This is a genomic window from Pseudoduganella chitinolytica, from assembly GCF_029028125.1.
Classification (GTDB): domain Bacteria; phylum Pseudomonadota; class Gammaproteobacteria; order Burkholderiales; family Burkholderiaceae_D; genus Rugamonas; species Rugamonas chitinolytica.
In genome coordinates this window covers 779,205-804,075 of sequence record NZ_CP119083.1, presented here as the reverse complement: position 1 = coordinate 804,075, position 24,871 = coordinate 779,205, and the positions used below count along the sequence as shown (strand labels likewise).

General features: G+C 67.8%; 13 protein-coding genes. 1 reads left to right on the top strand and 12 read right to left on the bottom strand.

Annotated features, from left to right (window positions below):
- Window position 1 precedes the first annotated feature (1 nt).
- A complete protein-coding gene (locus PX653_RS03625; protein WP_277416563.1) occupies window positions 2-1,021 on the bottom strand; it encodes a glycoside hydrolase family 88/105 protein in 1,020 nt (339 codons plus the stop codon).
- A gap of 17 nt (window positions 1,022-1,038) precedes the next feature.
- On the opposite strand from PX653_RS03625, the gene PX653_RS03620 reads away from it, so the two are divergent.
- Window positions 1,039-3,390: a beta-galactosidase gene (locus PX653_RS03620; protein WP_277416562.1), complete on the top strand. Its 2,352-nt coding sequence runs from the start codon at window positions 1,039-1,041 to the stop codon at window positions 3,388-3,390.
- Window positions 3,391-3,477: 87 nt separating this feature from the next.
- On the opposite strand, the gene PX653_RS03615 is transcribed toward PX653_RS03620, so the two are convergent.
- From PX653_RS03615 to PX653_RS03565, 11 genes are all read right to left on the bottom strand, one after another.
- Window positions 3,478-4,662 carry an IS4 family transposase gene (locus PX653_RS03615; protein ID WP_277416561.1) on the bottom strand — a complete coding sequence of 395 codons (1,185 nt, stop codon included), beginning with the start codon at window positions 4,660-4,662 and terminating at the stop codon, window positions 3,478-3,480.
- Between the two features lie 257 nt (window positions 4,663-4,919).
- A complete protein-coding gene (locus PX653_RS03610; RefSeq protein WP_277416560.1) occupies window positions 4,920-5,567 on the bottom strand; it encodes an XAC2610-related protein in 648 nt (215 codons plus the stop codon).
- Between the two features lie 42 nt (window positions 5,568-5,609).
- Window positions 5,610-7,802, bottom strand: coding sequence for a beta-glucosidase family protein (locus PX653_RS03605; RefSeq protein WP_277416559.1), 2,193 nt, complete (start codon window positions 7,800-7,802; stop codon window positions 5,610-5,612).
- A gap of 11 nt (window positions 7,803-7,813) precedes the next feature.
- Window positions 7,814-10,678: a TIM-barrel domain-containing protein gene (locus PX653_RS03600; protein ID WP_277416558.1), complete on the bottom strand. Its 2,865-nt coding sequence runs from the start codon at window positions 10,676-10,678 to the stop codon at window positions 7,814-7,816.
- A 23-nt stretch (window positions 10,679-10,701) separates the two neighbouring features.
- The gene (locus PX653_RS03595; protein ID WP_277416557.1) at window positions 10,702-12,345 is read right to left on the bottom strand and encodes a GH35 family beta-galactosidase; all 1,644 of its coding nucleotides are present in this window, start codon (window positions 12,343-12,345) and stop codon (window positions 10,702-10,704) included.
- A 7-nt stretch (window positions 12,346-12,352) separates the two neighbouring features.
- Window positions 12,353-15,376 (bottom strand): TonB-dependent receptor, encoded by a 3,024-nt coding sequence (locus tag PX653_RS03590; protein WP_277416556.1) that lies wholly within the window; start codon window positions 15,374-15,376, stop codon window positions 12,353-12,355.
- A 246-nt stretch (window positions 15,377-15,622) separates the two neighbouring features.
- Window positions 15,623-17,995, bottom strand: coding sequence for a glycoside hydrolase family 95 protein (locus PX653_RS03585; protein ID WP_277416555.1), 2,373 nt, complete (start codon window positions 17,993-17,995; stop codon window positions 15,623-15,625).
- Window positions 17,992-21,360, bottom strand: a complete 3,369-nt coding sequence (locus PX653_RS03580; protein WP_277416554.1) for a GDSL-type esterase/lipase family protein — start codon at window positions 21,358-21,360, stop codon at window positions 17,992-17,994. The genes PX653_RS03585 and PX653_RS03580 overlap by 4 nt, the downstream gene beginning before the upstream one ends.
- Window positions 21,361-21,466: 106 nt before the next feature.
- Window positions 21,467-22,471 carry a D-xylose ABC transporter substrate-binding protein gene (xylF, locus tag PX653_RS03575; protein ID WP_277416553.1) on the bottom strand — a complete coding sequence of 335 codons (1,005 nt, stop codon included), beginning with the start codon at window positions 22,469-22,471 and terminating at the stop codon, window positions 21,467-21,469.
- A 26-nt stretch (window positions 22,472-22,497) separates the two neighbouring features.
- The gene (locus PX653_RS03570; protein ID WP_277416552.1) at window positions 22,498-23,517 is read right to left on the bottom strand and encodes an aldose epimerase family protein; all 1,020 of its coding nucleotides are present in this window, start codon (window positions 23,515-23,517) and stop codon (window positions 22,498-22,500) included.
- Between the two features lie 41 nt (window positions 23,518-23,558).
- A complete protein-coding gene (locus PX653_RS03565) occupies window positions 23,559-24,779 on the bottom strand; it encodes a XylR family transcriptional regulator (protein WP_277416551.1) in 1,221 nt (406 codons plus the stop codon).
- Window positions 24,780-24,871: the final 92 nt, after the last annotated feature.

The window sequence follows — 24,871 nt, the reverse complement described above, 5'->3', positions numbered from 1 at the left end:
CCTATTGACGTTCCAGCAGGCGCGCCATCTCGGCACCCGCCAGCAGGAAGGCGCCGACGCCGAAGTGCGCCGTCGAGTGCTTGTCCACCACCTGGCCTGGAATGGCGCGGTCGCCGATCGGCTGCACGTAGCCCACCGCGCCATCCGGCTGCAGCGCCACGTTCACCAGGTAGTCCCAGCCCCGCTGCGCTGCCGGCAGGTAGTCGGCGCGCGCCAGCACGCCATGGTTGACGCCCCACAGCAGCCCATACGTGAAGAACGCCGTGCCGCTCGTCTCCGGCCCCGGCGCGTGGGCGGGATCGACCAGGCTGCGGGTCCAGTATCCCTGCGGCTGCTGGCTCGCCTTGAGTGCCGCCGCCATCGCGCGGAAGCGGGCGACATAGTGGTCGCGATGCGGATCGTCGGCCGGCAGCTCGTCGAGCACCTTGGCCAGCCCGGCGAACACCCAGCCGTTCCCGCGCGACCAGAAATCCTTGCGGCCGTTGACGCTGCGGTGGCCCGGATACACGTAGTTGGCGTCGCGGTAGTACAGCCCTTCCTGCGCGTCGTACATGATGCCGTTGGCGTACTCGAAGTACTCGTGCAGCTTGGCGAGGTACTGGCGCTCGCCCGTGATGCCATGCAGTTTCGTCATCACCGGCATGACCATGTACAGGCCATCGGCCCACCACCAGTAATCGCTGCGTGGCGTGGCCATCTGGTATTCCATCACCTCGCGCGCACGGGCGATCTTGTGCGGCGCCGGCGCCAGCTTGTACAGGTCGGCGTAAGTCTGGAAGCACACCTGCCAGTCGCCGAACAGCACGTGCTCGTCCGTTTCGCCGTAGGACAGCCGCCACCGGGCCCGGTCGGGCGACTTCGCGCCCTGCCAGCCGTTGTGCTCCGCCCACGCTTCCGAATAGCGCCGGTAGGCTTCGTTGCCGGTCACCCGGTACGCGGCCATATTGCCCGTGTGGTAGGCGCCTGCGCCTCCCTGCTGTGCGTGGCCTGCATGACGCGGCTCGCGCGAGCTCCCGTTCAACCAACCGGACCTGCCCCATGACCCAACCTCCCCGCCGCCGGCTGCTGCTCGGCACCGCCGCCGCCGTCGGCGCCACGTTGCTGCCGCCGTTTGCCCGTGCCGCCGGCCGCTTCGCCATCGGCGAGCGCGACTTCCTGCTGGACGGCAAACCGCTGCAGATCCGCTGCGGCGAGCTGCACTTCGCGCGCGTGCCGCCCGAATACTGGCGCCACCGGCTGCAGGCCATCAAGGCCATGGGCCTGAACACCGTGTGCGCCTACCTGTTCTGGAATTTCCACGAGTGGCGCGAAGGCGAATTCGACTGGCGCGGCCAGCGCGACGCGGCGGCGTTCTGCCGCATCGCGCAGGAGGAAGGCCTGTGGGTGATCCTGCGCCCGGGTCCGTACGCCTGCGCCGAATGGGAGATGGGCGGCCTGCCATGGTGGCTGCTGAAGCAGCCGGGCGAGGCCTTCCTGCGCACGCGTGCCCCGGCCTTCGTGCTGCCGGCGCGGCGCTGGCTGGCCGAGGTGGGCCGCGTGCTGGGACCCTTGCAGATCACGCAGGGCGGGCCGATCCTGATGGTGCAGGTCGAGAACGAGTACGGCTTCTTCGGCGAGGACCTGGACTATCTGCGAACGATGCGCCAGGCCGTGCTGGACGCCGGTTTCGACGTGCCCCTGTTCCAGTGCAATCCCACCAATGCCGTCGCCAAGACGCATATTCCCGAGCTGTTCTCGGTGGCGAACTTCGGCAGCGACCCGCGGGCCGGCTTCGCGGCGCTCGAGGCCGTCCAGCAAGGCCCGCTGATGTGCGGCGAATACTATTCCGGCTGGTTCGACACGTGGGGGGCGCCGCACCGCCGCGGCGAAGCCACCAAGGCCGTCGCCGACATCGAGACGATGCTGGCCGCGAACGGCTCCTTCAGCCTGTACATGGCGCACGGCGGCACCACATTCGGCCTGTGGGGCGGCTGCGACCGGCCGTTCCGGCCCGATACCACCAGCTACGACTACGATGCCCCCATCGGCGAAGCGGGCTGGATCGGGACCAAGTTCGAGGCCTACCGCACCGGCATCGCCCGTCACCTGGCAGCCGGCGAAACGCTGCCGCCGCCGCCCGCGCGCAATGCCGTCACGACCGTCGCCCCGTTCATGCTGGACGAGTGCGCCCCCGTGCTGGCCAACCTGCCGCGCCAGGCCATCGAGGCCGTGTCGCCACGACCCATCGAGGAATACGACATCAGCCGGGGCATCGTCGTCTACCGCGTCACGCTGCCGGCCGGACCGGCGGCGGAACTGGAGGCGGCCAAGGTGCGCGATCTCGCCTGGGTGTCCCTGGACGGCAAGCCGGTCGGCACGCTCGACACGCGCCATCGCCGCTTCAAGGTCGCCCTGCCCGCGCGCACGCAACCGGCCACGCTGGAAATCCTGCTGTACACCATCGCCCGCGTCAACTTCGGCGTGGAGATCCACGACCGCAAGGGCCTGCACGGCCCTGTCACGCTGCGCGCGCGGGGCGGCGCAGCGCTGCCGGTGGAACAGTGGGAGATCCGCGCGATCGATTTCGATGCGGACGGCAAGCTGCCGCCGCTGGCCTACGCGCCGGCCCGCCCGCGCGAGAAGCGCGCCGCGTTCTGGCGCGGCGGCTTCATTGTCGCCACGCCGGCCGATACCTTCCTCGACATGAGCGACTGGGGCCAGGGCATCGTCTGGATCAACGGCCGCTGCCTGGGCCGCTACTGGAGCATCGGGCCGACCCAGACGATGTACTTGCCCGGCCCCTGGCTGCGCGCCGGCCGCAACGAGGTGGTCGTGCTGGACCTGACGGGCCCGCGCCAGCCCCGCCTGGCCGGGCTGGCGACCCCGGTACTGGACCGGCTGCGTCCGGAGCTGGACCTGCCGCGCCCTCCCAGCACGGTGCGACCGCGCCTGGCGGGCCTGGCGCCGGTCCACGCGAGCCAGTTCCAGCCGGGTCCGGGCACGCAGGACGTGCGCTTCGACCGCCCCGCGCGTGGCCGGCACTTCTGCATCGAAGCCCTTGACGCCTTCGATGGCAAGCCCTGCGCCGCCATCGCGGAGCTGGCGCTGCTGGGCGCGGACGGCAAGACGCTGAACCAGTCCAGCTGGACCGTCGCGTATGCCAGCAGCGAAGAGGCGAGGAAGGAAGACGGCTCGGCGCTGAACGCCATCAACGGCCAGGCCACCGATTACTGGCACTCCGCGTACAGCGCGGCACAGCCGGCCCGGCCGCCGCACCGGCTGATCCTCGACCTGGGCGCCGACGCGGAGGTCGCCGGCATGCGCTATACGCCGCGGCAGGGACCGGATGGGGTGACGGGGCGGATCCGGCGGTACCGGGTGTTTGTCGGAGGGGCGCTGGTGAGTGAGTGAGGGTTCTTCCCTGCGGCTTGCTTGCGTCCCGGATGAAAACCAGGGTCGGTCCCCTGGGGGGACAGACCCTGAGCCTTCCCCTCATTTTTAGTAGACGAGTACTAGACTAGCCAGCTCCTGCATAGCTTCGCGGAGCTGGCTGTGCGTCAGCCTTCGATACCTGACGTCGGCGAGCCATTGGCGAGCTAAGGAAACGATCGACACAGTTTTCGCGGATTTGGGTTTGCTGCCGTAGCGCATACGATAGCCCCGACTTTGCGCAACGATGCCGATGATCCATAGGGCGAAGCTGAGCAAGGTGCCGATAAGAAGTAGTGCGGCGAGACGCTTGGGTTGGCGTGTTTGACTGTGGCGAATCCCCATCCCCCACCGCGGGCTTTTGAGGTCGCGGAAAGTCTGTTCGATTTGCATGCGACAGCTGTATAAGGCGACGATCTGTTTTGCACGCAGCTTCGATAGCCCTGGTGAGACGGACAACAGCCAGGGTTCGGATTGTCCCTTACGCTGTTTGTTGCTGTGATGGCTGCCGGCGTCATTGCCGAAGACGGTCAATTTCTTTCGCCCTTGGGGCGACTTCTTCACCAAAGTCAGACGGCATTTCACCAAGCGCGATTGGGTATGTTCGAACCGTCCCAAATCGCGTGGGACCTTAGTGGCGTGAGGGTAAAGCTCTTTGCAAGGCTGCCACTTCGTGGTGCCTTCTGCGCGAACCGTGTCGAGATTACGAATTCTACCGATCCAATCGTAGCCGAGCTCGCCGAGCATCTGGAACCAAGTCCCCCGAAAGCCCGCGTCGGTGATGATCACTGGACTGCGGTGTGGAGGCAGTACCGTCCGTAGAGTCTCCAGGAAACGATGATGGACTTGTCTGCTGCCATACGACTTGGTCGGATGCAGCTCCTCATAAATCGTGATCGCACGCCCCTCCACCACCACGGCGGCGCGCAGCAAATGCTGACTTACATCCGGCAGCAAATCAGACCAATCGACGATCACTGCAATGCGCTCCTGATGCGGCAGGAGGTGGTGCGCCAAGGCCTTGAAGATGCTTACCCGCTCCTTGGCCAAGTGAGCGTTACTTAGAAGGCGGTCGATGCGCTTGATCCGATAGCGTAGGCTTACTTCACTTTCTAGCGCCTTGCTCATTCCCATCATTGCCAGCCCGCCGCTGCGGGCCGCTTCGACAGCATCGGCCAAGCATCTCCGCCGTTTGGCGTGCATCGCGGAGCACTGATCGGCCAAAAACTTCTGTATGATTTGCTGTGCATGCATGGTCTGTGCCTTTCATTCGCAGTTTGGTCGCTACGAATAAAAGGGCTAACACAGCCATGCATGCGCCGTTTTTGGGATTGAAAGTTAACAGCTTCCGCTTCCGTTTACAACAGAAATTTGTGGGGAAGGCTCAGGGACAGACCCTGAGCTCGTCTTTCACTGCAATGCCTCCACAACGGCCGAGGCCTGGGGTCTGTCCCCGGTAAGTAGCGGCGGACGAGGCAACCTCGTACGCCACAAGGGGACTGACCCCGGTTCTACTGAGCACCTGGACGATTAGGCACCCGCTTGAACCGCCGCTGCCATTTACCCTTGACCAGCTTGCGCGTCCTCGTCTCGATCCACTTGCCATCGGCCGTCATCGCCTCTTCGCTGGCCTCCACCAGCACCAGCTTGCCGTTGACATAGCGGTAGGTCGCCATGTCGAACTGGCAGCAGCCGCCGCGCGACGAGGACGTGATGGTGCCGTCGGCGTGGATGGCGGGCTGGGTCAGTTGCGACAGGTCCGTATCCGGCACGAAGCGGCCCTGGCGTGCATCGAACAGGTAGAAGCCATCGACGTAGTTCGGACCGGCACCCGCCTCCATGTACGTGATGACGATGTCAGGGCGGCCGTCGAAGTTCGCATCGACGATGCGCACCAGTTCGTCGGCATCGCGCCGGATGGCCTCAGCTCCCTCGATGGGCAGCTCCTGCACGACCTGCCCCGTCTTGCGGCTGACGACGCGGATGCCCCGGATCGTGAACCATTCCTCGTCCTCGACCGTGGCCAGGGCGGAAAACGCGAAATCGGCCGTCAGCACGCGCTGGTCGTGCCATGCGGGCGGCGGCGCTTCTTCGGCATGGGCCGGCCCGCCCATGCCCAGGCACGCGAGCAGCGTACCGATGCGGAGGAGTGTCTTCATGGGGCCGGACCATAGCATACCCCGCCCGCACCGGCCAGGCCGTCAGCGGGCCGGCTGCAGCGACACGGGAATCGTGGTGGCACCCACGCGCACGCTGGCCTGGGCCACCGGCGCATCCGACGCCGTCGCCAGCGTCAACGTGTACTGCCCCGGCACCACCTTCCACGCGCCGGCCTTGGGCGAATAGACCGCCAGCATGCGCGCCGGCACCGTCACGCTGACCTGCTTCTGCTCGCCCGGCTGCAGCAGCAGCTTGTCCCAGCCGGCCAGGCGGCGCGGGGCTTCCCAGCCCGCGCCCTTGGCCGCGCCCGCGTACACCTGCGGTACGGCGTAACCAGGGCGAGACCCCGTGTTCTTGACGGTGAAGTCGACGGTGACGTCGCCCTTGGCCGCCGGCCGCGCCACCAGCCCGTCGAACGCGAAGGTCGTGTACGACAAGCCGTGGCCGAACGCGAACAGGGGCTTGCGGCCCGTCTTCTCGAACCACTTGTAGCCGACGGCTGCGCCCTCGATGTCGTAGTCGGTCGTGAAACGCCCCGTCTTGCTGGTGGGATCGCCGTCCACCTTCGGCCGCGGCAGTTGCGCCTCGTCGCGCGCGAACGTGGCGGGCAGGCGGCCGGCGGCGTCCACCTCGCCCGTCAGCACCCGGGCAATGGCCTCGCCCCCGGCCGTGCCGGGATACCAGGCCGCCAGCACGGCGGCCGTCTTGTCCACCCACGGCATCGTCACGGGACCGCCGGTTTCCAGCACGACCACCGTGCGGCGGTTGGCGCTGGCGACGGCATCGACCAGCGCATCCTGGTTGTCCGGCAGGGCCAGCGACGGCACGTCGAGACTCTCCGCCGTCCACTGGGTGCCGAACACGATGGCGACATCGCTTTGCGCCGCCAGCCGCGCCGCCGCCGCCACGTCCTTGCCGTCGTGGTACACCACCTCGGCCTTCGTGCGGGCCGCTAATGCCTTCATGGGCGACGACGGGTACCAGACGATCGGACCGGGGAAGCTTTGCGGGCCTTCTCCCTTGACGGCGCTGCCGCCGACGGGATGCACCTGCGCGGCGCCGCCACCGGACAGCACGCCCACGTCGGCGTGGCCGCCGATGATGGCGATCCTGCGCAAGCCTTGCCCCAGCGGCAGCACGCCGTCCGCGTTCTTGAGCAGCACGATGCCCTCCTCCGCGCCGCGCCGGGTCACCTGCGCATGCGCGGCGAAATCGATCTTGTCCGGCTCGACGACGGGCACCGGATTGTCCATCAGGCCGTTCGCATACATGGCCCACAGGATGCGCGTGACCATGTCGTCCAGCCGCGCCTTCGGCACGTGGCCGTTGTCCACAGCCTCGCGCAGCGCGGGGCCGAAGTATGGCGACGCGTCGAACGGCCAGCCGGACTGCTGGTCGAGGCCCGCCAGCGCGGCGGGGATGGTCGAGTGCACGGCGCCCCAGTCCGACATCACGTAACCGCGGTAACCCCAGTCGCGCTTGAGCACCCGGTTCAGCAGGTAGTCGCTCTCGCAGGCATATACGCCGTTGACGAGGTTGTACGAGCACATGACGGAACCGGGATTGCCGTGCTCGATGGCGATCTGCAGGGCCAGCAGGTCGGACACGCGCCCGGCCGCGTCACCCACCTTGACGTCGATCGTCGTGCGGTTGGTTTCCTGGTCGTTGAAGGCGAAGTGCTTTACCGTGGAGACGATGCCGTTCGACTGGATGCCGCGGATCTGCTCGCCCGTGATCGTGCCGGCCAGCAGCGGGTCCTCGCCCCCGTACTCGAAATTGCGGCCATTGCGCGGTTCGCGCATCAGGTTGACGGAACCGGCCAGCAGCACGTTGTGCCCGGACAGCTTGGCCTCCTTGCCGATCATCGCACCCGCCTCGTACGCCAGCGCGCGGTTCCACGTGGCGGCGGTGGCGAGGCCGGACGGCAGCGCGGTCCGCCCGCGCGGTGCCGGCGACGGCTGCGTGGCCACGCCGATGCCCGCGTCGGTCTGGTGCTGCGGCGGGATCTTCAGCCGTTCCACGCCGTGGATGTAGCCGGCCGTGTAGTTGATGCCTTCCTTGGGCCGCGCCACGCCGTTGAAATCGGTGGAGAAGTAGCCGAACACCAGGCGCAGCTTCTCCTCCTGCGTCATCTGCGCCACGGTCTGCCGGGCGCGCTGCTGCGGATCGCCCTGCTGGGCCTGGGCGCTCGCCGCCAGCAGCGTCGCCAGCACGCATGCGACCAGCTTCCTCATGCGCGCCGCCATCACAGCTTCACGCTGACGGCCTTGCCGTCGTAGCTTACTTCCTTGTCGGCCGTATCGAGGGTGTCGTTCGACGACACGCCCGGCTTGACGAAGTGCACGCGGAACGTGCGGCGCGCCACCATGCCCGGGTACTGGCCCTCGCGCGCGCCGATCGACAGCGTGCGGCTGCGCTCATCCCAGCGCAGCGGGATGCGGGTGAACTCGCCCTTGCGGTAGGCTTGTGTCACGCCGTCGTCCTCGTACAGGCTGAATTGCCCGTCCGCGCCCAGGTAGACCTTCAAGGTCAGCGGTGCGTCCGGCTTCTCGTCGACGTATTGCGTGACGGGCCCCATCGGCACGATGGCGCCGGCTTTCACCAGCAGCGGCATCTGGGTTTCCGGTGCCTTGACGACGATCGTGCGGCCGCCCTCGTGGCGTTCGCCCGTGAACCAGTCGTACCAGGTGGCGCCCTTGGGAAGGTAGACGCTGCGTTCGCGCGCGCCGTAGGTGTACACGGGCGCCACCAGCATCGAGCGGCCGAACAGGTACTGGTCGCGGATGTCCTTGACCTTGTCGTCGCGCGGGAAGTCCATTACCAGGCCGCGCATGATCGAACCGTTGTGGAAGTGCGTGTCCGACGCTGTCGCGTAGATGTACGGCATCAGGCGGTAGCGCAGCTTCAGGTACGCCACCATCGAGTCGCGCGTGGCCGAGCCTTCCGGCGCCAGGTTGTAGATCTCGCGCTTGACCACTTCGCCGTGCGAGCGGAACAGCGGCGAGAACGCGCCGAACTGGAACCAGCGCAGGTTCATTTCCTGCCACTCGCGCACGTCCTCCGGCTTGGCCTGGCTGCCGTCGATGCGGCGGTTCTCCTGGGCCGAGCCCAGCTCGCCCGTCTGGAAGCGGGTCTCCTGGGCGTAGCCGCCGATATCGTGGGTCCACATCGGCAGGCCGGACAGCGACGCCTGCACGCCCGCCGAGATCTGGTCGTACAGGTTGTTCCAGCGGCCGACCGTGTCGCCGCTCCAGATCGCAACGGCGTTGCGCTGCACGCCGGCGAAGCCGGAACGCGACAGGATGAACTGGCGCTTGTCGGGCTGGTCGCGCTTCAGGTGTTCGTAGAAGCCCTGCGTATGCGCCAGGCTGTACGTATTGAACGTCACCTCGCCCGGGCCGTACACGGTCGGGCCGATCAGCTGCTTGAAGTCCTCCAGGCGCGAGTTCGACAGCACGTCCGGCTCCGTATTGTCCATCCACCACGCGTCGATGCCCAGGTCCACCAGTTTCGTCTTCATCTGGCGATAGTAGATGTCGCGCGCCTGCTGCGTGTACGGGTCGTAGTGGCTGTTCTTGTAGCCCGGCCCGACCCAATCGAGGTCGCCGTTCTCCACGTTCTTCGTCCACATGCCGCCGGCCGCCTGCAGCTCCTTGTAGTTGTCGGTGTTGGCGTAGAACTTGCCCCAGATCGAGAACATGATGTGGACGTTCTGGCGGTGCACCTTGTCCACCATGCCTTTCGGATCCGGGAAGCGGGCCTTGTCGAAGTCGTGCGAGCCCCAGCCGTTCTCCGGCCAGTAGAACCAGTCCTGCACGATGTTGTCGAGCGGCCAGCCGCGCTGGCGGTACTGCTTGACCGTGTCCAGCAACTGCTGCTGCGTCTCGTAGCGCTGGCGCGACTGCCAGAAGCCGAATGCCCATTTCGGCATCATCGGCTGCTCGCCCGTCAGCTTGCGGTAGCCGCCGATCACGCCATCCATGCTGGTGTCGCGGATGACGTAGTAATTGATCGCCTCTGCCACCTCGGACGACAGGGTCAGCGAATGACGCTCCGGCGCCGGCAGCGGATCGTTGTGCGTGACGGCGATCATGCCGCCTTCGGGCTTCCAGTCGAGGTGGAACTTGACCGGCTTGCCTGGGGCGAAATCGACTTCGAAGTTGTGGTACCAAGGATTCCAGCCCTGCCGCCATACGTCCAGCACCGGCTTGCCGTCCAGGGTCAGGGTGGCGTAGTCGGACGAGTACAGCTGCATCTTGTGGCGGCCCGGCTTCGCCGACGCCAGCGTGCCTTCCCATACCACGCGCACGTTCTTCAGGCCCTTGAGCGGGCCGAGTTCCTTCGGCCAGAATTCGGCGACGTCCTTCAGGTACTGGTAGCGCAGGTCGTCCTCGCGGCGCGTCAGCGCCAGCTTGCCGTCCACGTAGTAGCGCGCCGTCAGGGCGCCCGGCTTGCCGTCCGCATCGGCCAGCTGCAGGTCGCGCTTCATCGGACCGTACGGGCGCGCATCGCCGAAGCGGGAGATGCCATTGTTATCCCACAGGACACCGTAGTTCTTGTCAGAGACCACGAACGGCACCGCAATGTCCATATTGTGCTGCTGCAGCAGGACGTCCTCGCCGTTCAGGTTCATCTGGCCGTTCTGGTGCTGGCCGGTGCCGTAGAACGCATCCCTGGTGCCGTGGTTGAAGCCCTGCTTGACGGTCACGAAGGATTTTCCACCCAGGCTCACAGGGGCGATGCTCTCGCTGGCCTGCTGCAGGAATACCCGGCCTTTCGGATCGGCGAACTGGACCTGCCCGTCCGTCAACGAGACGGTGGCGACGACGTTCCTTGCCGCCAGCGCCACCGCATTGCCGCTCTTCTTCACCGTGAACGTGCAGGCGCACGGCTTGGCCACCGTCATCATGGAAGGCGTCAGCTGCTTGCCGGCCTGGTCGATCTTGACGACGTGGACGATGTTGTCGGCCATGAGCTCCAGCCGGATCTCCTTCGCCGCGCCGCTGTCGGGCACCACCACGATGCCGTGCGCGCTCTGCTGGAAGGTGCCGGCCCATGCCGGGCCGCCCGTCATGGCCAGTGCCATGCACGCCAGGCTGATTGTCTTCATCTGCATTGTCCTTGTCCCCTGTCTTAGTAAGTGCCGAGCTTCACGCGCAGCACCGTCGGGCGCGCCATGAAATTGAGGCCGTAGTCGGTCTGGTCGCCATTCCAGTTGCGCTCCATGACCCAGCGGCCCTGGCTGTCGAACTGGCCTTCTTCCACCCTTGCATACATCGATGGCTTGCCGGCATTGGTGCCGGTGCCCTCGAACTTGATGCGGGCATGCTGGCCGACGACGATGAACTCGTTGTCGCCGATCTGCGCCACGGCCACGCCGCCATTCGGCGCCTCGGTGCCGGCCGGCTTGTCCTGGATGTGCTTGAAGTACTGCGCCTCGCCGAACTGCCACTCGCGGAACGACACAGTGGCCTTCCAGTTGCGCAGCGCGACGGTCTGCGGCGCGCGGTCGTCGCCCTCGGCCACACCGCGCGTGCGGCCCTCGAATGCCCACCGCGCCCACTGCCGCGCCATCGGCCGGAACACGCCAAAGATCGTGCCGAACGGCGCCACCATCGTGCGGTCGGTGGCCTTGGAGCCCAGCGGGAAGTTGCTGTAGTCGGCGTAGTCGATGCCGAACGGCGCGAAGCCGATGCCGCCCCGTCCCAGCACGGCAAACGCGTAGCGCGGATAGACGGTGGAGTTGCCGATCTCCGGCACGAACAGCGCGTTGTCGGGACGGTGGAACTTGTCCAGGGTGGCCATGACCTTGGTCGACGCCGGCTCGTAGATGTCCGGCCCGGCCACGTCGATATGGGGCGCCGCGGCCTTGTAGATGCCGATCACGTCGTAGGTCGGCCCGCCGCTGGCGAAGTTCTTGTTCCACGGCGCCAGCGGCTCGACCGCATCGCGCAGCGCATTGTTGACGAACATCGGCAGGTCGTACACGGCGCGGCCCGCCTTGGCGATCTCCTCGATGTAGCTGGCGATCGCATAGGTGTGGAAGTACTGCTCGGCGTAGTCGCCGTAGACCTGCTGCCACGTGCCGCTGGCCGCGCCCTTGACGGGTGACTTCTGCTGTTTCAGCACCGCCGCGGGCACGGCACCCGCAAACGCCTTCTGGCCCGCCGGGCTGTAGTCGCGCGCGTAGCCGTACGTGCCCACTTCATTCTGCACCTGCACCATGATGACGGTGTGCTGCTCGCCGTCGATCCGCTTCAGGTGCGTCATCAGCTGCACGAACGCGTTGCGGTCGGCCTTGAGCGTCTCGGTGCCATGGGGCGACAGGCAGTAGATCGGCTTGCCGTCCTTGTCCTGCATGCGCGGGAAGCGCGCGTTGTCGAACTTGACCCATTCCGGCACGTAGCTGGGCCCCGTGTTCTTCCACGTACCGAACCACAGCAGCACGAGGCGCACGTTGCGCTCACGCGCCTGATGCACCAGCGTGTCGACGTAGCTGAAGTCGAACTTGCCCTCCACCGGCTCGACCTGTTCCCACGCCACCGGGATCTCCAGCGTGTTGGCGTTGGCGTCCGCCACGGCGGCCCAGACCTTCGGCAGCGCCGCCACGTAGTTGCTGGAGTTGTGCGCCTGCGCGCCCAGCATCAGGTACGGCGCGCCATCCACCATCAGGGCGTGGCGCCCGTCCTGCGTCACGAGACGGGGCAGCTCCGCACCCGTGGCCTGAAACGCGGCCGCCAGCGCGGCGGCGGCAATCAACTGCGCAAACGTTTTCATAAGCATGTCAGAAAGAATAGCGCAGCTGCGCGGTATAGCGCGGTCCCGAAACGAACCACGCGCGGCCCATCATGCCGATCCCCTGCTGCATCAGCTGCTTGGCCTTGGCATCGGTCAGGTTCTGCGCTTCCAGGCCGATCGACACGCGTTCGTTGATCTGGTACGACAGCGAACCATCGAGCTGGCCGTAGTCGTCCGACCACAGCGGCAGCGCCCAGCCCACGTTGTGCTGGCCGAACGTCGGGCTGGCGGGATTGGAATCGACGCCGTCGCCGCCCTTGGTGCCGTTGACGTTGATGCCTTGCAGGTTCTTCGACCGCCAGCTCCAGGCCAGGCGGGCCGACCAGGGACCCTTGTCGTACAGTAGCGCCAGGTTGTACGAGTTGCGCGACAGGTATTGCAGCGGCAGGTTGCCGAAGCCGCGGCCGTCCGTATCGCAGCCGTTCTGGTTCAGGTTCAGGTTGGCCGCCGTATTGCCGCCCGAGCAGTAGGCCGAGAAGGTGGGCCGGTACGGTTTCGTGCTGCTGTCGACGAACGTGTAGTTGACCTGCACGCCCAGGCCGGACAGCGCGCCGGGCAGCTTGTCGAAGTACTGCTGGTAGGCGATCTCCACGCCAGTGGCGCGGCCGCGGGCACCGTTGACGGGACCCGTCACGGTGAAGTTCTGCGGCGTGCCGTTGACGTCCGGGATGCGGTAGTCGTAGCTTTGCTGGACGATGACGTCCTTCAGCCGCTTGTTGAACAGCGCGACCGTCAGTGAGCTGCCGCGGCCGAAGTACCACTCGGCCGTCACGTCGAACTGCGTGGCCGTGGTGGGACGCAGCAGCGGATTGCCCTTGCCTTCGCCCGTCAGGGTCATGCTGTCGACGACCGTGCGGTTTTCCAGGATGAAGTTGGTCAGCTTGATGTCCTGGGTCAGCTGGGCATAGCCCTGCAGGTCCTTGAAGTCGGGCCGCGACATCGCCTTCGACAGCGCGAAGCGGAACTGCAGGTCGTCGCGGGCCTTCAGGCGCAGGTTCAGGCTGGGCAGCACGTTGTGGTACGAGTTGGCGTAGGCCTGCGCGGCCGAGAAGGCCGGGATGATTGGCACGGCCGGTCCCGTCACGGTGTTCCCAGGCAGGATGGTGACGCTGGGCGGCGTGAAGTTCGTGTAGCCGCGCGCTTCCATCTCCGTCTTCACGTAGCGCACGCCCACGTTGCCGTCGACCGGGTACTTCCAGTCGTCGAAGCCGAAGCGCAGTTGGGTGAAGAGTGCCTTGGTCTTTTCCGACTGCTCGTTGATGCCGGCCGGGTTGCCGCCGAACTTGGCCGGCGTCCAGGTGGCGCAGTTCTGCGCCTGGCCCGTCCTGGCCGCGCGCTCGGCGCAGAGGATGTTGTGGAACTCGTGCAGCGCCGCGTAGGAGCCGGGGAAACCGGTGGCCCACGACGTGTCGGGGAACACCAGCGCCGGCACGTTGGCCTTGCCGTTGAAGAAATTGGGGAACGTCGTCAGGTGGGTGGCGCCGGAGAAGCGCGGGTCGGCCAGCCAGGCCAGGTTGTCGATGTTGTTCCCCAGCTGCCAGGTCTGCGAGATCGGCGACCAGTTGTAGTCGGGGTTCGAGTTCTCGTTGAGCGAATCGCGCTTGGTGAAGCGCACGCCGAAGCGCAGGTCGCGCAGCACGGGGTGGTCGAACGTGTACTTGGCGTCGCCCTTCCAGGCCTTCGACACCGCCTCGCTGCGGTCCATGTGCTCCTGGGTGAAGGCCCAGTAGTAGCTGTTCGGATTGGCCAGGTAGGCGCGCTGGGCGTCCGTGAAGATCAGGTTCGGCACGTTGCCCGACAGGTCGATCTGCTGTTCCGGCATCTGCACGCCGGTCGCGACGGTGGAGTCCAGGCCGCGGGTCGTTGCCTTGATGCGCTGCAGGTCGGAGGTGAACGACCAGCGCTCGTTGGCGCGCCACGTCACGTTCCAGGAAAGGTCGGTGGTGTCGGATTTGCGCGTGGCGATGCGGGTGTCGTCGCCGAAGTTGATGCCGGCGTCGACACGGTCGTACATCGTGCCCGTCAACAGCGCGCCCGCCGGGCTGTAAGTGGCGCCGGGGCGCAGGCCGATGTTGTAGGGGTTCGAGGCGGCAAACAGCGCCTGCTCGTCCCACTGCATTTCGTACTTCGACTTGAAGTAGGTCAGGTGCGAGCGCAGGTCGGCGTTGGCCTTCCACTGCAGCGCGCCGTACAGGCCCTGGCGCTTGCGGTCGAAGTTCAGCGTGCGCCACTGCGTGCCCTTCGGTACCCAGACGGTGCGTCCCGGTTCGATGTCGTTGCGGGGATAGTAGGGCTCGACCTGGAAGCCGTCCGTGCGGGTGCCGCTTTCCGAGTAGGCGTAGTCGAACAGCGCGCCCACTTCGCCGATGCCGGTCTTCCAGCGGTTCGACAGCAGCGCGGAACCGGACGGCGACCACTTGCCCTTGCGCAGTTCGGAGTAGGTGGACTGCGCCGAGATGCCGACCTTGGCGCCCTTGAAGTCGAACGGCAGCGCCGTGCGCAGGTTGACCAGGCCGCCGATGCCGCCTTCGATCTGCTCGGCGGACGGGTTCTTGTAGACGTCCAGGCCCGCCATCAGCTCGGGCGGCACGTCCTCGAAGTTCAGCGAGCGCCCGCCGTTGGCGGAGAACGAGTCGCGTCCGTTCAGCTCCGAACGCACCAGCGACAGGCCGCGGATCGACACGCCCGAACCTTCCACCGAATAGTGCTCGGGATCGCCCCGGCTCATGGTGCGGTCGATGGTCACGCCGACCACGCGCTGCAGCACTTCCGTCACGGAGCGGTCGGGCAGCTTGCCGATGTCCTCGGCCACGATGGAGTCGACGATTTCGTCCGAGTCCTGCTTGATCTTCTGCGCCGATTCGAGCGAACCGCGCTGGCCCGTGACGACGACGGTGACGGGGGCGTCGGCCGCGGGGGCCGGTGCGGTGGTCTGGGCCTGGGCGCCCTGCGACATCATGGCGATCTGCGCGGCAGCCAGCGCGATCGCGGTCAGCTTGAACTGTTTCAAAGCGTCTCCTCGTTTTATTCGTTACGAACCTGCTGTTGTGCGCAATATTGTGTGTTCGCGGCTTGCATGCGGCAATTGCGAAATTCACCAAAGCTTGAAACGATATTTCACCGGGCGGCGATACCGCGCCGCGGAAGGAAACCGGGGTCAGTCCCGGAGGGACAGACCCCAAGCCTTGATACGCCGCGGGATCGCCACTGACGCTCCAGGCTGAGGGTCTGTCCCCGCAGGGGACTGACCCTGGTTTTATTCATCGGCTCCGAATATTCGGGACGCCGTCCCCGGTGTGATCGACAGCCGCGTGCTGCGGCCGCCATGGCGCACCAGCACCGTGCGTGCCGGCCCCACGACCGCGCGGATCGTGGCCACCGTCAGCTTGCCGCCGGCCCAGGCGATATCGACCTCGTACCCGCCCCGTGCCCGCAGTCCGCGCACGGCGCCGTCCGGCCAGGCGGCGGGCAGCGCAGGCAGCAGGTCGATGGCGCCGTCATGCGATTGCACCAGCATCTCGACGATGGCGGCGGTGGCGCCGAAATTGCCGTCGATCTGGAACGGCGGGTGGGCATCGAGCAGGTTCGGATAGACGCCGCCAGCGTTGTTGTGCTCCGTCCCCTGCGATGCCTGCGCGGCGGCGCGCGCGCCCGGCTTGGCCAGCAGCCCGCGCAGCATCGTGTGGGCGCGCTCGCCGTCGTGCAGCCGGGCCCAGAACGCCATCTTCCACGCCATCGACCAGCCCGTTCCCGCATCGCCACGTGCGTCCAGCGACTTGCGCGCGGCCGCCGCCAGCGCCGGCGTGCGCAGCGGCGTGATCTGCCGGCCGGGGAATACGCCGAACAGGTGCGACACGTGCCGGTGCGTGTCCCGTGGCGTGTCCAGCACGGGGTCGCGCTTCTCCTCCAGCCACTCCAGCAACTGGCCCCAGCTGCCCACCCGTGGCCCGGCCAGGCGGTCGCGGGCGGCCGCCACCTGCCGCGCGAACGCCGCGTCGCCCAGGATGCGCGCGGCCCGCGCCGTGTTGTCGAACACGTCCCACACCAGTTGCTGGTCGTAGGCGATGCCGTCCTCGACGGGCCCGTGCTCGGGCGACCAGCCGTGCGGCGCCACCAGGCGCCCGTCCGGCAGCCGTTTCAGGTAGTCCAGCCAGAACTGGCTCACTTCCTTCATCAAGGGATAGGCCGTGGCGCGCAGGAACGCGCGGTCCTGCGTGAAGGCGTAGTGCTCCCAGAAATGCTGCGCATACCACGCGTTGGCCGTCTTGTTCCAGCGAAAGCCCGTGTAGCCGAACGGGTTCGATTCCGTCCGCACCGTCCACCCGCGCACGGGGCGGCCGTCGGCGCGGCGGAACGTTTCGACCGGCTCGGCCTCCGCCTGCTGGCTGGCATCCCCGGCATTCGACGGCGGCGGGCCGTGGCGCGCGCTGTCCGCGACCAGTTGGCGATAGGCCGGCACCAGCGCCTGCACGAAGCCGAACAGCGGTTCGGCCAGTTCGGACAGGTTGGCCGTCTCGGCCGGCCAGTAATTCATCTGGAGATTGATGTTGGTGTGGTAGTCCGCGTTCCACGGCGGCGTCAGGCTGTTGTTCCACAGGCCTTGCAGGTTGGCCGGCAACGGCCCGCGCGAGCTGGCGATCAGCAGGTAGCGGCCGAACTGGAACAGTTGCGCCTCCAGTTCCGGGTCCTGGCCGTGCGCCGTGTAGGCTTCGATGCGGCGGTCGGTCGGCAGCGCGCGGCGTTCCGGCGCGGCAGTGCCGACGTCCAGGTCGACGCGGTCAAACAGCGCCCGGTAGTCGCGCTCGTGGGCGGCCAGCAGCGAGTCCCAACCTTGCGCCGCCGCCCGCGTCACCTGCGCCGTCACCCGCGCCAACGGATGCTCGCCCTGGAAACGGCGGCCGGCATCGCGCACGTAGCTGGTGCCGGCGCCCAGCACCAGCGTGACGCTGTCGCAGTCCTTGAACCGTACGCTGTCGCCATCCATCGTCGCGGTGCCGCCGGCATGCAGCACCTGCACCTGGCTGGCGTAGTCCATCGCATTGCTCGATGGCGGCTGGTGCGGCGGCGTCCACTGGTTGCCCAGTTGCGGCGTCACCACGAAGCCGGCCAGCGATCCCGTCGCGTAGAGCCGGTTGCCGGCCACGCGCACGTGGGCGCTGTGCATGTCGGTCAGGCGCACCGTGCCGCTGTGGGCGCCCGGCCGGTCCGCCGTCAGGCGCACGACGATGACGTCGGCCGGATGGCTGGCCAGCACCTCGCGCGTGTAGCGCACCCCCGCGTGGGTGTAGCCGACGGTATGCAGCGCGCGCGCCAGGTCCAGCGTGCGCCGGTAATCCGTCGCCCGCTCATGGCCGGGCAGGTCCACCAGCAGGTCGCCGAACGGCTGGAACGCGCCCATCGTCTTGCTGTCGCCCGTCCACAGGGTGATGTCGTTGAAGGCCAGGTGCTCCCGGCCCGGCTGGCCGAACACCATCGCGCCGATGCGGCCGTTCCCGACCGGCAGCGCCTCGCGCTCCCAGCCTTCGGCCGTCTCGGCGGCGGGCCGCTCGTAGCGCAGGGCCAGCTCGGGCGCCGCCAGCACCTGCCCCGCCGCCAGCAGTGCGGCCAGCGCCAGCAAGCGGGCCGTCACAGCACGTCCGCCGGCTGGCCGTAGGCGATGCCGCGTCCGGCAGTGCTCATGTAGACGCGCCCGAACACGTTCATGTCGCCCACGATGAAGCGGCCGTCGCCCGGGCCGCCGTACTGGTGGGCGTCGTCGTTGATACGTTGCCAGCTTGCGCCAGCGTCCGTAGAACGGTACACGCCGCGCCGGCCGCCATGCGTCCCCCACAGGTAGACGGTGGGATCGGAGGCGCCGTCCGCCGCCTTGCCGAAGCCCACTGCGCCCGCGTAGGCAATGCCGGCCAGCGTCGCAAAGGTCTTGCCGCCATCCGTCGAGCGGGCCAGCCCGCCATCGCGCAGCGCCACCCACACGTCGCCGGCGCGCCCGGGCATCACGCCGACGACGTTGGAGCCACCCGCCGGCAGCTGCGCGGCTTGGGCGAACGACTTGCCGCCGTCGCTGCTGACGTGGAACGTGCCATCCTGGTAGGCGTAGAAGCGCAGCGGGTCGACCGGATCGGCCACCGGCCGGGTATCGGCGCCGGCCAGCCCCGCGACGGCCGCCCAGCTCTTGCCCAGGTCCGTGCTGCGCCAGGTCGTCGCCGCCTGCGCGGGGCTGTGCAGCAGCACCGTGCCGTCGGCCGACAGCGCCAGCTGGCCGTTCTTTCCCTTCACGACGGGCGCAGCCTGCCAGCTCACCCCGCCGTCGATGCTCGTATAGACCCGCGCGCCGGCCCGGGCCAGCACGGCGGCGCGTCCGCCGGCCAGCGCGAGCCCGAACGTGGTGCCCATGCGCGGCTGGTGCGTGGGGCTGTAGCGGCCCGGGTCGCGGTGGACGAAGCCGTCCACGTCGCCGACCACCGAGATCGCGGGACCGCCCGGGACGCTGACAAAATTGAGGGGCACCGTCTCTTCCATGCCCTGCACGGCAAAACGCCACGTGGTGGGCGTGGCGTCCAGGTCCCTGGTATGGAACACGCCGTTGCCGGACGTGACCCAGGCCGCCCGCCCGTCGAACGGGTCGAACGCGATCGAACCAGTCCAGTGGATGCCATGGCCGCGGATCCAGTCGATGCCGGCGCTGTCGCGGGCGATGCCGCGCGCGACCAGGTCGGTCCAGCTGGCGCCGCCATCGCGCGACAGGTAGATGCGGTCGCCCTTCTCGCCCAGTGCGGGATCGCCCTGCGGCACGAACGTATTGATGGTCGAGACCAGCATGCGGCGCGGGTCGTTGCGGTCGATGGCGATGCCGGAAAAGGCGCTGCGGGCACCGCGCGGCGTGACCTCCTGCCACGTGCCGGCCGCGCCGGCGTACTTCCACACGCCGCCGCGGTTGACCGGTTCGGCGCCTTGCTTGTCCGGATGCGGCCCGGCGCCGTTGGCAAACGTGACGAACAGGTTGCCCTGCCCGTCCAGCGCGGCCCGGTGCGGCATCAGGTCACGCGGCGTGCCGGGCAGCGGCGCGAACGTGCGTCCACCGTCGTCGCTGCGATACAGGTGCGGCCCCACGCTGCCGTAGCGCGACACGCCCACGTACAGCCGGCGCGAGGCGGGATCGGGCAGCACGAAGGCGATCCCGACGCCGTTGGGCGTGGCGCGCACGTCCAACCCGTCGAGCCGGCGCCAGGTGGCGCCCGCGTCGGCGCTGCGGAACAGGCCGTCGGCACGCGTGCCCACGTACAGCACGTTGCCGTCGTGCGGATCGACGGCGAGGCGCTCGCCGTTCTGCCGCCCCATGCCGTTGCCATGGGTCTTGAACTGCGCGCTGACGTCGGTCACGGCAAACGTTTTGCCGTAGTCGTGCGAGCGCAGCACGGCAGTGCGGCCGCCGTTCAGGTAGGCGATCCCCGCCAGCAGGTAGACCCTGGCCGCGTCGTGCGGATCGACCGCCAGCGCGTCGACGCCCAGCAGGCCCGTCTGGTCCTCGTCCACCCAGTCCTGCAGCGCGGTCCAGCGCGCCGTCTGGCCGTCCCAGCGGTAGGCACCGCCCACGTCCGTGCGGGCGTACGCCACGCCGCGCTCGGACGGGCTGGGAACCACGGCCGTGACGAAGCCGCCACCGCCGATGGCGACGCTGTCCCAGCGGTAGCCGCCGAGGAGCTTTTGCAGCACGGGCTCCATGGCTTCGGCCCACAGCGCGTAGCCGCGCGCGTTCGGGTGCAGCAGGTCCGGCATCACGTCGGTCGGCAGCTCGCCGTCGGCGTCCAGGAACGCGGCGGAAACGTCGTGGTAGAACACGTGACGGTTGTCGGCCAAGCCGGCAATGCGGCGGTTGACGTCGTCGTTGATGCGGCGCTGGCGGCTGTCCGGCTGCGCGTCGCGCGGAAAGATGCCCAGCACGAGCACCTTGGCATCGGGCATGCGCTGGCGCAGTTCGGCCACGACCTGGCCCAGGCCGGCGGCCGTGGTGGCCGGGTCCTCCTGGCGGTGGCCCGTATTGTTGGTGCCGGCCATCAGCACCACGACCTTGGGCGTGAGGCCATCGACCTCGCCGTGCCGCAGCCGCCACAGGATGTTCTCGGTGCGGTCGCCGCTGTAGCCCAGGTTCAGCGCGTGATGGCGCGCATAGCGGCGCTCCCACTCCTCCTTGCCCGCCTTTTCCCAGCCCTGCGTGATGGAGTCGCCGACGAACACCAGTTCGGGCATGGTGCCGGTGGCGCGGCGCTGCGCGACCTCCTTGAGCTTCTGCTCGTGGCGCGGCATCCACCAGTCCAGCGACCACGGCTCGTTGAGCGGTTCCGGCGTGACGGAGACGGTGCGGTAGTCCGGGCATTGCGCATTGGGCTTGCCGCCGCGCTTGAAGCGCACGTTGGCGACGGCCACCTCGCCCGAGCCGTTCGCTTCGATCGAGAACGGCCGGCGGATGGCGGAGAAGTCGTCGCCCTTGCGCTGGAAGCAGCCGAGCGGGAACTCCAGGTGGCGCCAGCCCTTGCCCGCTGCCGCGCGCGACTGCAACACGTACGGCACCTTGCGTTCGCAGTCCTCGCCGCAGCCCAGCTGGAAGTAGATGCCGCCCTTGCTCATCTCGCGCACGTCCAGGTCGAACGCCAGCACGCCGTCCGGCGCGTACGGGCGCAAGTCGCGCGCCCCGGCGTCGCCTTGCTCGTCGCCCTCGATGCGCAGGCTGGCATACCAGGTGTCGCGGAACTTCAGCACCAGCGCATCCCGCTTGCCCGCCTTGACGGCGTCGGCACGGACCACGGCCTCGGGCTGTTTCGGATTGGGCGGCACGACGGCGCTCCTGCCGCGCAGAACCGCCTGGCCTTCCGAGTGGGCGGCGGTGACGTGCCAGCCGCGCGCGGGCTTGCCGTCATAGACGGTCAGGTCAGCGGGGGCGGCGTGGGCGGTGGATGCGGCGAAGGCGACAAGCAAGGCAGGGAAAATACGTGGCATCGTTCGATTCTGTGATGGTTACGGTAAACCCGCGGCGACAGGCACCCGCGTGCGAGTCGGCGACTCGCGCTCGGGTGCCTGCCACCGGTGCTGCTGCTTCCCGGCTTTACTTCCCGGCCAGCTGCGCGCTGGTGTAGAAGCCGTCCTTGACCAGCACGTCGATATTGGCCTTGGTCAGCGGCGTGGGTTTGAGCAGCAGCGAGTTGACCTTCTTGAAGCCGTTGTCGTACTGCGAGTTGTAGGCCGGCTTCTCGTTGCGCACCAGTTGCACGGACAGCTTGGCCGCCTCGCTGGCGATGGCCTTCAACGGCTTGTACACCGTCATCGCCTGGGTGCCGGCCACCACGCGCCGCACGGCCGCGAGGTCGGCATCCTGGCCCGACACGGGCACCTTGCCGGCCAGCTTCTGCGCGCCCAGCGCCTGGATCGCGCCGCCGGCGGTGCCATCGTTGGAGGCCACCACGGCGTCGATCTTGTTGCCGTTCGCCGTCAGCGCGTTCTCGACGATCGCCATGGCTTCGCTCGGGCTCCAGTCCTTGACCCACTGCTTGCCGACGATCTTGATGTCGCCCTTGTCCACCAGCGGCTGCAGCACGGCCATCTGGCCTTCGCGCAGGATCTTGGCGTTGTTGTCGGTGGGCGCGCCGCCCAGCAGGTAGTAATTACCCTTCGGCGTACGCTCCACCAGCGCGCGCGCCTGCATCTCGCCCACGGCCTTGTTGTCGAACGAAATGTAGGCGTCGATGTCCGCGTTCAGCGCCAGCCGGTCGTAGGAAATGACCTTGATGCCGGCCTTCTTCGCCTCCTTGATAGCGTTACCTAGAACGGTCGCGTTATACGGCACGATGACGATCGCATCGACGCCGCGCGCGATCAGGTTCTCGATCTGCGAGATCTGTTTCTGCTCGTTGCCGTCGGCCGACTGCACGAAGACCTTGGCGCCCAGCTGGGTGGCCGCCGCGACGAAGTAGTCGCGGTCGCGCGACCACCGCTCCAGGCGCAGGTCGTCGATCGAGAAGCCGATCTTCGGGTTCTTCGCATCCGCGCTGGCCGTGCCGCTGGCCAGCAACAACATCGATGCCGCAACGGCGGCTGCCATGATCTTCTTCATTGCATTGTCTCCTCTTGGTTGATGGTTCAGCATTGCAGCGCCAGCCGGTACACGGTGGTCTGCCGGTACACCTGGCCAGGGCGCAGGATCACGGCCGCCGCATGCTGGCCGTTGAGCTGGTCCGGATACGCGCCCGCCTCCAGGCAGAAGCCGTCGTGGCGGGCGTACGGCTGGCGGCTGCGGCCCTGCACGCCTTCCAGGCAGTTCCCGCTGTAGAACTGCAGGCCCGCCTCGGTCGTCGCCACCTGCAACTGCCGGCCCGAGCCCGGGTCGTACACGCGCGCCACCGTGCGCAGCGCCTGGGTGCCGCCGGGCGCGCCGTCGGACAGGCAGTAGCAGTGATCGAAGCCGCCGGCCTGGCGCAGTTGCGCATCCGGCCAGCGCAGGCGCGGGCCGATGGCGGCGGGCTGGCGGAAATCGAACGGCGTGCCGCCCACGGCCGCGCGGCCGATGGGAATGCCGGCCGGGTCGACCTGCAGGTAGTAATCGGCGTCGATCTGCAGCATGTGGTCGCCCACGTCGCCCACGCCGCCGTTCAGGTTGAAGTACGGGTGCGACGTCAGGTTGAGTGGCGTCGGCGCGTCCGACGTGGCCTGGTATTCGATCGACAGGCAACCTTCGTCGTCGAGCTGGTAGAACACCTGTACCTCGACGTTGCCGGGAAAGCCGCCCTGCCCGTCCGGCGACACGTGGCGCAGGGTCAGGCCGCCGTGCGCCAGCACGCCGCGCCACTGGGCGCAGTGGAAGCCGGCGTCGCCGCCGTGCAGGTGATTGCCACGGTCGTTGACGTCGGCCTGCACGGGGCGGCCGTCCAGCATGAAGCGGCCCTGCGCGATGCGGTTGGCCCAGCGCCCGATGATGGCGCCGAAGTACGACGGGTTGTGGCGGTATTGCGCGTCGCTCGGGTAGCCGAGCAGCACGTCGGCCATGCGGCCGTAGCGGTCCGGCGCCCACCACGACACCAGCGCGGCGCCGCGTTCGCTGACGGTAACGCGCATGCCGTACGCATTACGCAGTGTGAACAGCTGGGCCTCGGTACATGGCATGGGAAGGGTCGGTGCTGATTTGAAGTTCATGACCTGCGCTTTCAGGCTTGGAGGTCGGGGATGCCCAACGTGGGCAGCCCCAGGGCCGGGGCGCTGCTGCGGGCCCGCTCCTGCCAGGCGCGCGGCGTGCATCCCAGCTCGCGCTTGAAGACAGAGTGCATGTACTGGCTGGACGTGAAGCCGCACTTGATGGCCACGTCGGTCAGGTTGCAGTCGCCCCGGTCCAGGTAGGCGATGGCCGCTTCCAGGCGCAGGCGCAGGATCTCGTCGTGCACGCTGCAGCCCAGCTCCTGGCGGAAGTAGCATTCCAGCGTGGAGCGCGAGATGCCCACGTAGTCGGCCACCTGGTCCGTCTTGATGCCCTGGCAGGCGTACTGGCGGATGAAATGGCGCGCCCGCATCACGTGGGGATGCTTGGCCCGTTCGTGCTTGCTGGACGCCAGCACGTTGATGCCGGCCGGCGGCACCAGGATGCGGGTGTCGGCCAGGCGCACGCCATGCAGCATCTGGTCCAGCAAGTGGGCCGCCGTGCGGCCCATCTCCTCGGCGCCCTGGATCACGGAGCTCATCGGAATGCGCGTCAGCATGCGTGCCAGCGGGTCGTTGTCGATGCCGATCAGCGCGACCTGCTCCGGCACCTCGATGCCGGCCAGAGCGCAGGCCTGCAGCAGCTGGCGCGCGCGGGCATCCGTCACGGCGATGATACCGACGGGTTTCGGCAGGCTGTGCAGCCAGGCGATCTGCTGCTCCACCGCCTCGTTCCACAGCGGCGCGCTGGTGCACTGGCCGCGGTAGATCGCCGGCTCCAGCTTGTCGCGCAGCGTCAGCCGGGTAAAGGCCTTCTCGCGCTCCTGCGCCCAGCGATTCTCCTGTGCTTCCGGGAGGCTGAACATGGCCAGGTTGCGTAACCCCGCCTCGATCAGGTGGTCGTAGGCCAGCTTGATCAGCTTGAAGTTGTCGGTGGCGACATACGGCACGCCGGGCGGGTAGTCGGCACCGCTCTCGTACGAACCGCCCACGGCCACGACGGGCACGCGGCAGGAGGCCAGCGCTTCGGCCACGGCGGGGTTGTCGAAGTCGGCGATAATGCCGTCGCCCTGCCACTGGTCGATGCCGGACAGCCGGGCGCGGAAATCCTCTTCCAGGAACAGGTCCCAGGCCGTGCGCGTGCTGGCCAGGTAGCCGGCGATCCCCGTGATGACTTCGCGGTCGAAAATTTTATTGGCATTGAAAAGCAGCGCGATGCGATGCGTTCTCAGCATGGTTGTCTCCCCTCACTCCGAGTTGCACCATTGTAAAGTTTTAAGGTGGTGCCGTAGCGGGCTGTGTTGCATTTTGCTTACATAACGAACGG

What these genes read in the sequence shown, in the direction of transcription:
- PX653_RS03610 (WP_277416560.1), bottom strand. Translation starts at nt 5,567, where the DNA reads ATGAAGACACTCCTCCGCATCGGTACGCTGCTCGCGTGCCTGGGCATG.
- PX653_RS03615 (WP_277416561.1), bottom strand. Translation starts at nt 4,662, where the DNA reads ATGCATGCACAGCAAATCATACAGAAGTTTTTGGCCGATCAGTGCTCC.
- xylF (WP_277416553.1), bottom strand. Translation starts at nt 22,471, where the DNA reads ATGAAGAAGATCATGGCAGCCGCCGTTGCGGCATCGATGTTGTTGCTG.
- PX653_RS03600 (WP_277416558.1), bottom strand. Translation starts at nt 10,678, where the DNA reads ATGAAGACAATCAGCCTGGCGTGCATGGCACTGGCCATGACGGGCGGC.
- PX653_RS03605 (WP_277416559.1), bottom strand. Translation starts at nt 7,802, where the DNA reads ATGAGGAAGCTGGTCGCATGCGTGCTGGCGACGCTGCTGGCGGCGAGC.
- PX653_RS03580 (WP_277416554.1), bottom strand. Translation starts at nt 21,360, where the DNA reads ATGCCACGTATTTTCCCTGCCTTGCTTGTCGCCTTCGCCGCATCCACC.
- PX653_RS03620 (WP_277416562.1), top strand. Translation starts at nt 1,039, where the DNA reads ATGACCCAACCTCCCCGCCGCCGGCTGCTGCTCGGCACCGCCGCCGCC.
- PX653_RS03565 (WP_277416551.1), bottom strand. Translation starts at nt 24,779, where the DNA reads ATGCTGAGAACGCATCGCATCGCGCTGCTTTTCAATGCCAATAAAATT.
- PX653_RS03570 (WP_277416552.1), bottom strand. Translation starts at nt 23,517, where the DNA reads ATGCCATGTACCGAGGCCCAGCTGTTCACACTGCGTAATGCGTACGGC.
- PX653_RS03595 (WP_277416557.1), bottom strand. Translation starts at nt 12,345, where the DNA reads ATGAAAACGTTTGCGCAGTTGATTGCCGCCGCCGCGCTGGCGGCCGCG.